The sequence below is a fragment of the Pararhizobium qamdonense genome, from assembly GCF_029277445.1.
Classification (GTDB): domain Bacteria; phylum Pseudomonadota; class Alphaproteobacteria; order Rhizobiales; family Rhizobiaceae; genus Pararhizobium; species Pararhizobium qamdonense.
On sequence record NZ_CP119566.1, the window covers coordinates 158,251 to 170,820 of the forward strand.

Here is a 12,570-nt window from a genome sequence, read left to right on the forward strand (position 1 = left end):
TCGCTCCGGCATAGTCTCTGCTAAAACCGAGGAGCAACGGATGAAAAAGCCGGGATCGATGAAAGCACTGGAGGATCTGGGACGGGCGCGGCTGTCTGAGAATTTCTTCCTGCGCGACTTCCTGCATTCGGAAATCGCCGATTTCCACGGCATGCCGAATATTCCCGACGATCCGGATCTGGCGATCGCCGCTGGAACAAAACTCTGCGAGGAGCTGCTGGAACCGCTGCAGCGGACATTCGGGCGGCTGCATATCCGCTCCGGCTACCGGTCTCGTTCGGTCAACGCATTCGGCAACCGAAACAAGCTCAACTGCTCGACCAATGCCGCGACGGCTGCCGACCATATCTGGGATATGCGCGATGCCGATGGCTGCATGGGGGCGACGGCCTGCATCGTCGTACCCTCGGTCTGGGACCGGCGCGCGGAAATTGATGGCTGGCAGCCGCTCGCCTGGTGGATCCATGACCACCTGCCCTACGCCTCGCTCTGCTTCTTCCCGAAACTGTGGGCCTTCAACATTCAGTGGCATGAACGCCCCGTCCGGCGCATCCGCAGCTATGTCACGCCGGCCGGGCTTCTGACCAAGGCGGGCATGGACAACCATTCCGGCGATCATTCCGCATTCTACGCGGGCTTCCCGAAGCTCAAAGCTTAAAAGCTCATCCGGTAGCGCACATGGCCATCAGCCTCGACATACTGATCATAGAGTTTGCGCGCCGTCTCGTTGCCCTCGTCGGTATGCCAATACAGACGCGCCCAGCCGTTGGATCTCGCCTTGGTGACGAGGTCATCGAGCAGTGCTTTGCCGATTCCTTGTCCGCGTGCCGCTTCATCCAGGAACAGATCCTCCAGATAGCAGACCGGCTCCTTCACCCAGGTCGCCTCATGCACGAGGCAGATGGCGAAGCCGACCACCTGGCCATCCAGGACCGCCACCCGCATGAACAAAGGCGTTGCCGGATCGATGATCCGCGCCCAGGTGGTGGACGTCACGTCCTGCGACACGGCAACCCGGTAGAAGGCGACATAGCCTGCCCAGAGCCTGCGCCAATCGGCTTCGTCACCTGGTGCTGCGTCGCGTATTTCTATCGCCATTGTCCGCCCCCTCCCGTTGCGTTTATTCGCTGGCTTCGTTGAGCAGCCGGATGGCTTCGTCCGAAAGAGTGATGGAGGCTGATTTCACCAGGCTTTCCAGCTGTTTCAGGCTGGTGGCGCTGGCGATGGGCGCGGTCACGCCCTTGCGCGCCATGATCCAGGCGAGGGCAATTTCCGCCTGCGTATTGCCGGTATCGGCGGCCACTTCGTCGAGTGCGCCCAAGATGCGCATGCCGCGTCCGTCGAGATATTTACCGACGCCACTGCCGCGCTCCGAGCCCTCCAGATCCTTGTGCGAGCGGTATTTGCCCGACAGGAAGCCACGCGCCAGGCCGAAATAGCTGATGACGCCGATCTCCTCGGCGATGCAGAGATTGCGCAGCGGCCCGTCGAAGGAAGCCCGGTCATAGAGATTGTATTCCGGCTGCAGCACATCGTAGCGCGGCAGGTTTTGATTGGCCGAAACATCGAGCGCTGCGCGTAACTGCCCGGCATTCAGATTGGAGGCGCCGGCATGGCGGATCTTGCCCTGCTGCAGGAGCTTGTCATAGGCGCCCAGCGTTTCCTCGTACGGTGTCTCGTCATCCGGCCAATGGGAGAGATAGACATCGATATGATCGGTCTGCAGGCGCCGGAGCGAATCCTCGACCGCCTGCGTGATCCACGTGGCTGACAGGCCTTTCTTCCCCGGCCCCAATTCCGATCCGACCTTGGTGATAATGACCGCCTCGTCCCGGGCGCGGCCGGACTGCTTCAGCCATTTGCCGATGATCACTTCAGATTCGCCGCCCGTATTGCCGGGAACCCAAGAGGAATAGACATCGGCTGTGTCAATGGCATTGAAGCCCGCCTCGAAAAAGGTGTCGAGCAACTGGAAGGACGTTTTTTCATCGGCGGTCCAGCCAAAGACATTGCCGCCGAAAACCAGCGGCGCGATCGGCAGGCCGGTGCGGCCAAGGGTTCGCTTTTGCATGAGGTCGCTCCAGATTGTTTGGGGTCATCGCTTGGGAGGCGTGAAGTCTGCACCAAGGACATAGGCGGGGTACAGCGCTTTTACATGCCAGGCGGCGATTTTATTCCCGCGTGGACAGCTTGATAGGCACGTACCTCGCAGATACTGTGCCGCCAAAACGGAGAGGACACACCATGTTGCGTTTCGGTATTCTGTCGACGGCCAAGATCGGCCGCGAACTCGTTGTTCCCGCTATTCAGGACGCTGAAAACTGCGTCGTGACGGCGATTTCCAGCCGCGATCTTTCCAGGGCCCGCGAGATGGCCGACCGCTTCTCGGTGCCGCACGCCTTCGGCTCCTATGAAGAGATGCTCGCATCCGATGTGATCGACGCCGTCTATATTCCGCTGCCGACCTCGCAGCATATCGAATGGACCATCAAGGCCGCCAATGCCGGAAAGCATGTGCTGTGCGAAAAGCCGATGGCGCTCAAGGCATCGGAAATCGACGCCGTGATCGAGGCGCGCGATCGCAACAAGGTTCTGATTTCCGAAGCCTTCATGGTCACCTACAGCCCCGTCTGGCACAAGGTGCGCTCGCTACTTGAGGAAGGCGCGATCGGCACGCTCAAGCATGTGCAGGGCGCCTTCACCTATTACAATCGCGACGCCGGCAATATGCGCAACAAGCCCGAGCTTGGTGGCGGCGGATTACCGGATATCGGCGTCTATCCGACGATCTCCACCCGTTTCGTCACCGGCAAGGAACCGCTGCGGGTGCAGGCGAACACGGATCGCGATCTGGAATTCGGCACCGATATCTTTTCGAGCGTGCGGGCCGATTTCGGCGATTTCGAACTGAGCTTCTATATCTCGACCCAGTTGGCCGCCCGCCAGGTCATGGTGTTCCATGGCGACAAGGGGTTCATCGAGGTAAAATCCCCGTTCAACGCCGACCGTTACGGCGCCGAGGAACTGGAACTCACCAACCAGAACCATTCGCAATCCCAGCTTTTCCGCTTCCAGGATGCGCGCCAGTACAAGCTGGAGGCCGAAGCCTTTTCGCGCGCTGCGAAGGGCGAAAGCCAGGAAATCGTGACGCTGGAAAGCTCTGTCAACAATCAGAAACTGATCGACGCCATCTACCGGGCGAGCGAGAAGGATGGCTGGGAACCGGTCTGATCCGCCTCCAACGGAAACCTGCCGGTGACAGCCCGGCGGGTTTCGTGCACTCCAAGACAGATGTGGAACACCGCCATGCGCAAAGGTCTGTTGAGCAGAAGGCGCAAGGCTGGCTATCTCACACCAGGCGCGGCAAAATAAGCGGATGAGCTCGTTCTTCGAATCCGATTCGCCCTCCAATCTCGCCGAGTATTCGGTCTCCGAACTGTCCGGCTCCATCAAGCGCACGGTCGAGCAGGCCTTTGACCAGGTGCGGGTACGCGGCGAGATTTCCGGCTATCGCGGCCCGCATTCCTCGGGCCACGCCTATTTTGCCCTGAAGGACGACAAGGCGCGCATCGACGCTGTCATCTGGAAGGGCACGATGAGCCGGCTGAAGTTCCGGCCCGAAGAGGGCATGGAGGTGATCGCCACCGGCAAGGTGACGACGTTCCCCGGCTCCTCCAAATACCAGATCGTCATCGAAACGCTGGAACCGGCAGGGGCCGGCGCGCTGATGGCGCTGATCGAGGAGCGCAAGCGCAAGCTCGGCGCCGAAGGATTGTTCGATGCCGCGCGCAAGCGGCCGCTGCCCTACATGCCAAAGGTCATCGGTGTTATTACTTCGCCCACCGGCGCGGTCATCCGCGATATTCTGCACCGCATCTCCGACCGTTTTCCCGTCCATGTCATCGTCTGGCCGGTCCGCGTGCAGGGCGAAGGGTCGGGCAACGAGGTGGCGGCGGCGATCGAGGGTTTCAATGCCTTTGCCAGCGGCGGCCCGATCGCGCGGCCCGACCTTTTGATCGTTGCGCGCGGCGGCGGCAGCCTGGAGGATCTCTGGAGCTTCAACGACGAAGCGGTGGTGCGGGCGGCGGCGAATTCGCAGATACCGCTGATTTCGGCCGTCGGCCACGAGACCGACTGGACGCTGATCGATTATGCCAGCGACCAGCGCGCGCCGACGCCAACGGGCGCTGCGGAAATGGCCGTGCCGGTGAAGGCCGATCTGGAAGCCACCGTTTCGGCGCTGTCGGCCCGCCTGAAATCGGCTGTCGGGCGGCAGATGGACAATCGCCGCCAGAGCGTGCGGGCACTGACACGGGCGCTGCCCTCGCTCGATCAATTGCTGGCTCTACCGCGCCGCCGCTTCGACGAGGCCTCTGCGGGGCTCGGCCGCGGGCTGCAGATGAACACCGCCAACAAAAGACGCAGCTTCGAGCGGACCGCCGCGCATCTGCGACCCGACATGCTCTCGACCCGGATCAGTGAGCGACGCCAGAAACTCGGAGAGCGGATGATCCGCGCCGAGCGCATCATCGAGCGCCTGCTGCAACGCTCCGTCTCGCGGATATCCTCGGCCGATGCCGCCTTGCGCACCCTGCCTGGCCGTTTGCTGAGCCAGATTCACCGGTCGCAGGATCGCCTGAGCGGTCTTTCCGGCCGGGCCGGCAGCGCGCTTCTGGCCGACCTGCGCCGCCGGCGCAGCGCTGTCACGGCACATGACCGCATCCTGCAATCCTTGTCCTACCGCAACGTGCTGAAGCGCGGCTATGCACTGGTGCGCGACGAGATGGGAGCGCCGGTGAAGGGTGCTGCCGCCCTGTCTCTCAATCAGACGATCGCCATCGAGTTTGCCGATGGCTCGATCAACGCCGTAACGACCGAGGGCAGCGCACCACCACAGCCGGCAAAGAAACGCGCCGAAAAGCCGCCAGCCGCAGCGCCGCCGAAACAGGGCAGCCTGTTCTAGGATGCATATTCTCCTCGTTCTCGCCCATCCGCTGAGTGACAGCTTTGCCGCAGGCATTGCTGCCACCGCTAAGGCGGCATTGGAGAAGGGCGGCCATAGCGTCGATCTGCTCGATCTCTACAAGGAAGGTTTCGATCCGCGTCTGCTGGAAGACGAACGGCGTGGCTATTTCGACGCGCCCTATGACACCACGGCGGTGGATGGCGTCGTTGCGCGACTGCGCGCTGCCGATGGGCTGATCCTGGTCTTTCCGCAATGGTGGTTCAACTTTCCGGCAATCCTGAAGGGCTTTTTCGACCGGGTGTTTGCGCCGGGCGTTGCCTTCGACCACGAGCAATCCGGCGGCCGCATCCTTCCACGGTTGACGAATATCAAGCTGTTCTGGGCATTCACGACGACGGGATCGCCCTGGTGGATCGTCAAGCTCTACATGGGTAACCCGGTGCGCCGCCTTTTGAAACGCGGGATCGCGGCTTTCTGCGCCAAGGATGTCAAATTCCGGATGATCTCGATGCACGACATGGACCGGGCAACACCGGCGAAACGCGCCGCGCATCTGCAAAGGATCGAAAAGGTCATCGCACGGATCTAAGGGCCTTGTCACATGCCCTCAAGAAGAAACGCTTCCGTAACGGTCTCATCGCTAAAATGGGGGCTGATGCAACCAGGGACGTCCTATGCCGGTGGAATTGACAGCTTCGCAGGCTTTGAACCTCTGGCACAGTGTCTCGCTGCAACAGGTTCGGGTCGATAACCGCGACCTGACGCTCCGGCAGATTTCCATTCTCCTGCACATCTACCTCGTTCCGCCGCCGCATACGGTACGTGGTCTCGCTGGAATTCTCGGCGTGACCAAGCCGGTCATTACCCGCGCGCTGGATACGATGGGCGATCTGGGGCTCGTCACCCGCAGCCGCGACGAGCGCGACAGACGCAATGTGATCATCAAGCGCACGGTCGATGGTGCGCTTTATCTTGAAAAACTTGGCGACCTGATCATTGATCAGGGACGCAAACTGTCTATCTAAGACCCCATGCTTGATCTTCCAGACCGCCGGCTGAACGCCTATCGCACCGACCTAGCCGAAGAACGCCTGCGCGGCGTCGTCGAGGCGACCAATTATGTCAGCGGCAGTGCGGGGATCATCTGCGTGCCCGTCGTCCAGATGCGGGCACGTCCCGAACTGGAATGCGGCACGGATACCGAACTTCTGCTCGGCGAAACCGTGCGCGTCCTTGATACCGGCGCGGGCTGGGCCTGGGTGAAGGCGGATTTCGACGATTATGTCGGCTATACCCCCGATTATGCGGTGTCCCCCGTCGTGCGCAGCCTGACCCATATCGTCACCGCACCGCGCACCTTCATCTATTCCGGTCCGGACCTCAAATTCCCGACCGTGCAGGCGCTGTCCATGGGCAACCGTATCGCCGTGATCGACGAGCGCGAAACGCGTGGCACGCGCTATTTCCTCATGGAAGGCGGACAGGCGGTGATTGCCAATCACTGCGCCGAAGTTGGCCAGCCGCTTTCCGGCGACTATGTCGCCATTGCCGAGCGGTTTCTCGAAACCCCCTATCTTTGGGGCGGGCGCTCGGGCTTCGGCATCGACTGCTCAGGCCTCGTGCAGCTCTCGATGATGATGACCGGCCGCAGCGTGCCGCGCGATACCGATATGCAGGCGAGCGGGCTCGGCACGCAGATCGACCGCAGCGAACTGAACCGCGGCGACCTGGTGTTCTGGAAGGGACATGTGGCGATCATGGAAGACGAAAAGACGCTGCTGCACGCCAATGGCCACACGATGAGCGTTTCGCACGAGGGGCTGGAGGAATCGATCCAACGGATCGGCTGGCTCTACAACAAACCGACCGGTTTCCGCCGGCCCTGATCAATAGCCGGCTTTGCGATCCACCAGATGTTCCAGCGGCAAACCGTTTTCAAAACGGTCCATCTGCTGTTCGGCATGGACAAACAGCGCCTTGACATCTGAAGACGCTGCCACATGCGGCGTGACATAGACATTGTCCATATCCCAGAACGGGCTGCCGCTGTCCAACGGCTCCTCTTCGAACACATCAAGTGAAGCACCGCCGAGCGCGCCGGATTGCAGCGCCGTGATGATATCGGCGCTCACCTGGCTGCCACCGCGCCCGCCATTGATCAGGACCGGGGCACCGAAGGGGCCGTTGCGGCTGAGCTTTGCAATCAGGTCGGCGTTGAGGAGGCTTTGCGTCTCCGCCGTCAATGGCAAGAGGCTGACAAGAAAATCGGTCCTGCCCAGAAACGCTTCCAGTTCGCCACCGGAGAATGTCTCGACACCATCGATCGTCTTTTTCGAGCGCGACCAGCCGATCGTCCGGAAGCCCATCACACTGAGCTTGCGGATGGCATCCTGGCCGAGAACGCCGAGCCCCATGACGCCGACGGTCACATCGGCCGCTTCCGGCTGGCTCAGGTCTTCCCAGACATGCGCCTTTGCCCGCGCCTCATAGGCACGGTGCTGGCGCAAGTGCATGAGACAGTTCATGACCACCCATTCGCTCATCCGCGTCGTCAGGCTGCGATCGACGAAGCGCACCAGGGGCACATCCGGTAAGTCAGGAAGCGTCAGGACATGATCCACGCCGGCACCTCCTGAAAACACCACTTTCAAATCCGGCGCGCGGGAAAACAGGTCCGGGTCCGATTTCCAGACGACAGCATAATCGATGCCGGAGAGATCACGGCCCTTATGGGCGGAATCGGCGAGATTGATGACCTCCCGTCCGGGAAACGCCCCTTTCAGGCCGTCTTCCACTTCGCGCGGAATGAACTTCAGGTCGATGATGACAGGGCTTTTGGCAGGCATGAAAACAGTCTCTATTGGCGGACGGCGGGCAGATCGACCGCTTCCATATTGAAGGCGGCGGCCATCAGCGCCTTGGTATAATCTTCCTGCGGCGCCGTGAAGATGCGTTCGGACGGTCCCTGCTCGACGACCTTGCCCAGCCGCATGACGATCATGTCATTGGCAAGGGCGCGTACGACTTTCAGGTCATGGCTGATGAAGAGATAGGCGAGCGAATGCTTCGCCTGCAGATCGCGCAGGAGATCGACCACCTGCGCCTGCACGCTCATGTCCAGAGCCGAGGTCGGCTCGTCGAGCATGACGAATTGCGGCTTCAGCACCATGGCGCGGGCGATGGCGATGCGCTGGCGCTGGCCACCCGAGAATTCGTGCGGATAGCGCCAGCGGGTCGAGGCATCGAGGCCGACTTCTTCGAGCGCGCCGGCCACGCGCGCATCGCGCTGCTTTTCCGACAGGCCCGGCTCATGCACTTTGAGACCCTCGGCGATGATATCGCTGACGGCCATGCGCGGGCTGAGAGAGCCGAAGGGATCCTGGAAAACGATCTGCATGCGATTGCGCAACGGGCGCATCTGCGTGAACGAATAGCCGGCTATCTCATTGCCAATGAAGGAAATGCGGCCTTTGGACGAAATGAGCCGCGTCAGCGCCAGTCCAAGCGTCGTCTTGCCGGAACCGGATTCGCCCACGACGCCCAGCGTCTGTCCGGCGCGCAGGGTCAGGTCGATGCCATCGACTGCCTTCACATGATCGACGACCTTGCGCAGGAAGCCTGCCTTGATCGGAAACCACACTTTCATATCTTCCGCCTGCATCACCACCGGCTTCGACGTATCGGAAACCGGCGGCACGCCCTTGGGCTCGGAGGCCAGAAGGTGACGGGTATAGGCGTGCTGCGGATTGGCGAAAATTTCGGCTGTCGGGCCGGTTTCGACGATCTTGCCCTTGGTCATGACGCAGACCCGGTCGGCGATCTTTCTCACAATGCCGAGGTCATGGGTGATGAACAGCATCGACATGCCATGATCGTCCTTGAGCGTCTTCAACAGCTCGAGAATCTGCGCCTGTACGGTCACGTCGAGCGCCGTCGTCGGTTCGTCGGCGATCAGGAGTTCCGGCCGGTTGGCGAGCGCCATGGCGATCATCACCCGCTGGCGCTGGCCGCCGGACAATTCATGCGGATAGGCGGCAAGACGCTTTTCCGGCTCGCGGATACCCACCTGATTGAGCAGTTCGAGCACGCGGGCACGCGCGGCGGCACCGGTGATGCCCTGGTGCAGATCGAGAATTTCGGCAATCTGCCGCTCGATCGAATGCAGCGGATTGAGCGAGGTCATCGGCTCCTGGAAGATCATTGTGATGTCGTTGCCGCGCACCTGGCGCAGTTCCGCATCAGACGCCGTCATCAGGTCCTTGCCGTTGAACAGGATTTCGCCGCTCGGATGGCTCGCAGCCGGATAGGGCAGAAGTTTCAGGATCGAATTGGCCGAGACAGATTTTCCCGAGCCGGATTCGCCCACCAGCGCCACCACTTCGCCACGCTTGATATCAAAGGAAACGCCGTCCACCGCCGTCGATGTCTTGCCGCCCTGGTGAAAGGCGACCGAGAGATTGCGCACGGAAAGGAGTGTGTCTGTCATCAGGTCAGGCTTTTCAGGAGAGAGGTTAGGGTCGCGTCGTCCAGCCGGATGGTTTGGAGCGAGGGGGCGTCGGTCACAATTCCATATCGCGGATGCTGCAGCCTATATTCCCCGTTTATTCCGCGATCTTCGGTCAATATATGCGAGCAGTTTGTGCCAATGGCTGTACTGAGATGAATGGCATCGGGCAATTTCAGGCTTCGATATTGCGATCGCAAGACTGCCGCATAACGAAGTGTCGGTTGTGCAACGGGGACGACTTCGAGCCAGCTGTTGGTCAGGATCAAGCTTTCATATGTATCGATCAAACTGTCGTCATTATCCCGATACGGGACGACCAAAAGCTCGGAAAGTGTAAGCTCGCTCGTAACAAACCTTGTCTGCGAAGACTGACGCGTGGAGAACAGTTGAGCCAAACGATCACTGAGTTCATCCCGACGCTCGAAAGCCACGATAAAGATATTCGTATCGAGATAAATTCTGCTGATATCATGCATCAATCGTCCCACTCATCTCGCAAAACCCGAACGCGGGCCACGGCTTCTTCGGAACTGACCGATGGTCTGTCTTGCGCCTTTATGCGTTTGATAGCAGCAAGCGTATCTTCAATGCTCAAGGGTTGCCGCACGATGGACGGAAGCTTCTGGAACCCAGGAAAACTGCCCGCCTTCTGTGTCTGAGCTTGCTTTGGTTCTTCTTCAATCACGATGCGGACCGTTGCGCCCTTGTCCAGCCCTTCCCGAAGATCAGCAGGAAGTTTCGATGCGGGATAATGTTCAAACATCAGCTTGTTCATGCGCGCCATCCCCATGATACGGTGAAACTCACGATAGCTTGAATGGTGGCAAGTTGCGAGATGTTCACCGGAACGTCTTCCTCGGGTCAAAGGCATCGCGGGCGGCTTCGCCGATGAAGATCAGCAGCGACAGCATCACCGACATCACGACGAAGGCGGTGAGGCCGAGCCAGGGGGCCTGCAGGTTGGACTTGCCCTGACTGATCAGTTCGCCGAGCGAGGCCGAGCCCGGCGGCATGCCGAAGCCGAGGAAATCGAGCGATGTGAGCGTCGTGATCGAGCCGGAAAGAATGAACGGCAGGAAGGTCAGCGTTGCCACCATGGCATTGGGCAGAAGGTGGCGGAACATGATCGTCCGGTTGTTGACGCCGAGTGCGCGGGCGGCGCGCACATATTCGAAATTCCGGGCGCGCAGGAACTCGGCCCGGACGATGCCGACAAAGCCGACCCAGGAGAACAGCAGCATGATGCCGAGCAGGATGAAGAAGCCGGGCGGCAGGATCGCCGCGATGATCAAGAGGATGTAAAGCACGGGCATCGACGACCAGATCTCGATGAAGCGCTGCAAAAGAAGATCGGTCCAGCCGCCGAAATAGCCTTGAACAGCTCCGGCCGTAACGCCAACGACAGCGGAGGCGATGGTCAGGCACAGGCCGAAGAGGACTGAAATGCGGAAGCCGTAGATCATCCGCGCGGCAACGTCACGCGCCTGGTCATCTGTGCCCAGCCAATTGAGATTGCCGAGCGTGCAGCCGGGATCGTTCTCGCCCTGCGGATAGCCGGAGCAGCGCTCGGCCTTGTCCATCAGCCAAAAGGGCCGGGTGGGCGCCGAATGCGGAATATAGGAATTGGCCGTCTGGTAGGAATAGCGGATCGGCGGCCAGATCATCCAGCCGTTTGCCTTGATCTCGTCGGAGATTTCCGGCGCGCCATAGTCGGTGATCGCCAGGAACCCCATGTCGCCGAGGAATTTTTCCTCCGGATATTGCACCAAAGCCGGGACCAGCAATTCACCCTTGTAGGACACCAGCACCGGGCGGTCATTGGCGATGAATTCGGCACCGAGGCTGAGGCCGAACAGGACAAGAAAGATCCAGAACGACCAGAAGCCGCGGCGGTTGGCCTTGAAATTGTCCCAGCGGCGGCGATTGACCGGCGACAGGCGGCCGGTGCGGCCGGTTATAAGCGTTGGATCGGAAGAGACGATATCGGCAGCCATCACACATCCCTCCTGTCGAAATCGATGCGCGGATCGACCCAGGTATAGACGAGATCCGACAGCAGGCTGACGAACAGGCCCATCAGCGAGAAGATGTACAGTGTTGCAAAGACGATCGGATAATCGCGCTTGACGATGGCGTCATAGCCCAGACGCCCGAGCCCATCGAGCGAGAAGATATATTCCGTCAGCAGCGAGCCGGTGAAAAAGGCGGTGATGAACGCGCCGGGGAAACCGGCGATGATGATCAGCATGGCATTGCGGAAGACGTGGCCGTAAAGCACCTGGCGCTCGGTCAGCCCCTTGGCCCGCGCAGTCGTAACGTATTGCTTCTTGATTTCGTCGATGAAGGAATTCTTGGTCAGCAGCGTCGTCGTGGCGAAGGCCGACATCAGCAGCGTGATCAGCGGCAGCGTCATATGCCAGAAGTAGTCGAGGATCTTCTGCCACCAGTTCAGCTGCGCGAAATTATCCGAGACGATGCCGCGCAGCGGGAACCAATCAAAGAATGAGCCGCCGGCAAACAGCACGATCAAAAGGATCCCGAACAGGAAGCCTGGAACCGCATAGCCGACAATGATGATGCCGGATGTCCAGACATCGAATGTGGACCCGTCGGACATGGCTTTCTTGATGCCAAGCGGAATAGAAATTGCGTAGGAAAACAACAGGATCCAAAGGCCGAGCGAGATCGATACCGGCATCTTCTCGAGGATCAGGTCGATCACCGAGGTGTTGCGGAAGAAGCTCTCACCGAAATCGAAGCGGATATAGTTCCACATCATCTCGCCGAATCGCTGCAGCGGCGGCTTGTCGAAGCCGAACTGCTTTTCCAGCTTCTTGATGAATTCCGGATCGAGCCCTTGCGCGCCACGGTAGCGCCCGGAGGAATCGTCGCCCATCGACTGGCCGCCGAGATCGCCGCTGCTTCCCGACAGCCGGTCGCCCTGGTTCTGGCCGGTCAGATCGGAAATCACCTGCTCGACAGGTCCGCCAGGCGCAAACTGAATGACGGCAAAGGAAATCGCCATGATCCCGACGATCGTCGGAATCATCAGGAAAAGACGCCGCAGGATATAGGCACCCATCAGCAGCTACCCGCC

The 12,570-nt window shown here is 60.4% G+C and carries 14 protein-coding genes; 6 read left to right on the forward strand and 8 right to left on the reverse strand.

Going from position 1 to position 12,570, the window contains the following annotated elements; all coding sequences use genetic code 11:
• Nucleotides 1-40: 40 nt before the first annotated feature.
• Nucleotides 41-658 (forward strand): hypothetical protein, encoded by a 618-nt coding sequence (locus tag PYR65_RS00850; RefSeq protein WP_276119529.1) that lies wholly within the window; start codon nucleotides 41-43, stop codon nucleotides 656-658.
• On the opposite strand, the gene PYR65_RS00855 is transcribed toward PYR65_RS00850, so the two are convergent.
• A complete protein-coding gene (locus PYR65_RS00855) occupies nucleotides 655-1,098 on the reverse strand; it encodes a GNAT family N-acetyltransferase (RefSeq protein WP_276119530.1) in 444 nt (147 codons plus the stop codon). The two genes, PYR65_RS00850 and PYR65_RS00855, sit on opposite strands and share 4 nt — an antisense overlap.
• 22 nt (nucleotides 1,099-1,120) lie before the next feature.
• The gene (locus tag PYR65_RS00860) at nucleotides 1,121-2,071 is read right to left on the reverse strand and encodes an aldo/keto reductase (protein WP_276119531.1); all 951 of its coding nucleotides are present in this window, start codon (nucleotides 2,069-2,071) and stop codon (nucleotides 1,121-1,123) included.
• Between the two features lie 173 nt (nucleotides 2,072-2,244).
• Here PYR65_RS00860 and PYR65_RS00865 point away from each other — a divergent pair, with 173 nt between their 5' ends.
• The 5 genes from PYR65_RS00865 to PYR65_RS00885 all read left to right on the forward strand — a co-directional run bounded on the left by PYR65_RS00865 (nucleotide 2,245) and on the right by PYR65_RS00885 (nucleotide 6,852).
• Nucleotides 2,245-3,231, forward strand: coding sequence for a Gfo/Idh/MocA family protein (locus PYR65_RS00865; protein ID WP_276119532.1), 987 nt, complete (start codon nucleotides 2,245-2,247; stop codon nucleotides 3,229-3,231).
• A gap of 145 nt (nucleotides 3,232-3,376) precedes the next feature.
• Nucleotides 3,377-4,963: an exodeoxyribonuclease VII large subunit gene (xseA, locus tag PYR65_RS00870; protein WP_276119533.1), complete on the forward strand. Its 1,587-nt coding sequence runs from the start codon at nucleotides 3,377-3,379 to the stop codon at nucleotides 4,961-4,963.
• Nucleotide 4,964: 1 nt separating this feature from the next.
• Entirely contained in the window at nucleotides 4,965-5,555 is a 591-nt protein-coding gene (locus tag PYR65_RS00875; RefSeq protein ID WP_276119534.1) for an NAD(P)H-dependent oxidoreductase, read from the forward strand.
• A gap of 85 nt (nucleotides 5,556-5,640) precedes the next feature.
• Nucleotides 5,641-5,991, forward strand: a complete 351-nt coding sequence (locus PYR65_RS00880) for a MarR family winged helix-turn-helix transcriptional regulator (RefSeq protein ID WP_060637866.1) — start codon at nucleotides 5,641-5,643, stop codon at nucleotides 5,989-5,991.
• A gap of 6 nt (nucleotides 5,992-5,997) precedes the next feature.
• A complete protein-coding gene (locus PYR65_RS00885; RefSeq protein WP_276119535.1) occupies nucleotides 5,998-6,852 on the forward strand; it encodes a C40 family peptidase in 855 nt (284 codons plus the stop codon).
• Here PYR65_RS00885 and PYR65_RS00890 read toward each other — a convergent pair whose 3' ends face one another.
• From PYR65_RS00890 to PYR65_RS00915, 6 genes are all read right to left on the reverse strand, one after another.
• Complete coding sequence (locus tag PYR65_RS00890) at nucleotides 6,853-7,812, reverse strand: 2-hydroxyacid dehydrogenase (protein WP_276119536.1); 960 nt, start codon at nucleotides 7,810-7,812, stop codon at nucleotides 6,853-6,855.
• 11 nt (nucleotides 7,813-7,823) lie between these two features.
• Complete coding sequence (locus PYR65_RS00895; RefSeq protein ID WP_276119537.1) at nucleotides 7,824-9,452, reverse strand: ABC transporter ATP-binding protein; 1,629 nt, start codon at nucleotides 9,450-9,452, stop codon at nucleotides 7,824-7,826.
• Nucleotides 9,452-9,949, reverse strand: a complete 498-nt coding sequence (locus PYR65_RS00900; protein ID WP_276119538.1) for a type II toxin-antitoxin system VapC family toxin — start codon at nucleotides 9,947-9,949, stop codon at nucleotides 9,452-9,454. The genes PYR65_RS00895 and PYR65_RS00900 overlap by 1 nt, the downstream gene beginning before the upstream one ends.
• On the reverse strand, nucleotides 9,949-10,248 hold the full coding sequence (locus PYR65_RS00905; RefSeq protein ID WP_276119539.1) for a hypothetical protein: 300 nt from the start codon (nucleotides 10,246-10,248) through the stop codon (nucleotides 9,949-9,951). Before PYR65_RS00905 ends, PYR65_RS00900 begins: the two co-directional genes overlap by 1 nt.
• Nucleotides 10,249-10,312: 64 nt before the next feature.
• Nucleotides 10,313-11,467 carry an ABC transporter permease gene (locus PYR65_RS00910; RefSeq protein ID WP_276119540.1) on the reverse strand — a complete coding sequence of 385 codons (1,155 nt, stop codon included), beginning with the start codon at nucleotides 11,465-11,467 and terminating at the stop codon, nucleotides 10,313-10,315.
• Entirely contained in the window at nucleotides 11,467-12,555 is a 1,089-nt protein-coding gene (locus PYR65_RS00915) for a microcin C ABC transporter permease YejB (RefSeq protein WP_060637859.1), read from the reverse strand. Before PYR65_RS00915 ends, PYR65_RS00910 begins: the two co-directional genes overlap by 1 nt.
• Nucleotides 12,556-12,570: the final 15 nt, after the last annotated feature.

Excerpts from the sequence above, each read along its gene's own strand:
- PYR65_RS00850 (WP_276119529.1), top strand. The coding sequence starts at position 41 with ATGAAAAAGCCGGGATCGATGAAAGCACTGGAGGATCTGGGACGGGCG.
- PYR65_RS00855 (WP_276119530.1), bottom strand. The coding sequence starts at position 1,098 with ATGGCGATAGAAATACGCGACGCAGCACCAGGTGACGAAGCCGATTGG.
- PYR65_RS00860 (WP_276119531.1), bottom strand. The coding sequence starts at position 2,071 with ATGCAAAAGCGAACCCTTGGCCGCACCGGCCTGCCGATCGCGCCGCTG.
- PYR65_RS00865 (WP_276119532.1), top strand. The coding sequence starts at position 2,245 with ATGTTGCGTTTCGGTATTCTGTCGACGGCCAAGATCGGCCGCGAACTC.
- xseA (WP_276119533.1), top strand. The coding sequence starts at position 3,377 with ATGAGCTCGTTCTTCGAATCCGATTCGCCCTCCAATCTCGCCGAGTAT.
- PYR65_RS00875 (WP_276119534.1), top strand. The coding sequence starts at position 4,965 with ATGCATATTCTCCTCGTTCTCGCCCATCCGCTGAGTGACAGCTTTGCC.
- PYR65_RS00880 (WP_060637866.1), top strand. The coding sequence starts at position 5,641 with ATGCCGGTGGAATTGACAGCTTCGCAGGCTTTGAACCTCTGGCACAGT.
- PYR65_RS00885 (WP_276119535.1), top strand. The coding sequence starts at position 5,998 with ATGCTTGATCTTCCAGACCGCCGGCTGAACGCCTATCGCACCGACCTA.
- PYR65_RS00890 (WP_276119536.1), bottom strand. The coding sequence starts at position 7,812 with ATGCCTGCCAAAAGCCCTGTCATCATCGACCTGAAGTTCATTCCGCGC.
- PYR65_RS00895 (WP_276119537.1), bottom strand. The coding sequence starts at position 9,452 with ATGACAGACACACTCCTTTCCGTGCGCAATCTCTCGGTCGCCTTTCAC.
- PYR65_RS00900 (WP_276119538.1), bottom strand. The coding sequence starts at position 9,949 with ATGCATGATATCAGCAGAATTTATCTCGATACGAATATCTTTATCGTG.
- PYR65_RS00905 (WP_276119539.1), bottom strand. The coding sequence starts at position 10,248 with ATGAACAAGCTGATGTTTGAACATTATCCCGCATCGAAACTTCCTGCT.
- PYR65_RS00910 (WP_276119540.1), bottom strand. The coding sequence starts at position 11,467 with ATGGCTGCCGATATCGTCTCTTCCGATCCAACGCTTATAACCGGCCGC.
- PYR65_RS00915 (WP_060637859.1), bottom strand. The coding sequence starts at position 12,555 with ATGGGTGCCTATATCCTGCGGCGTCTTTTCCTGATGATTCCGACGATC.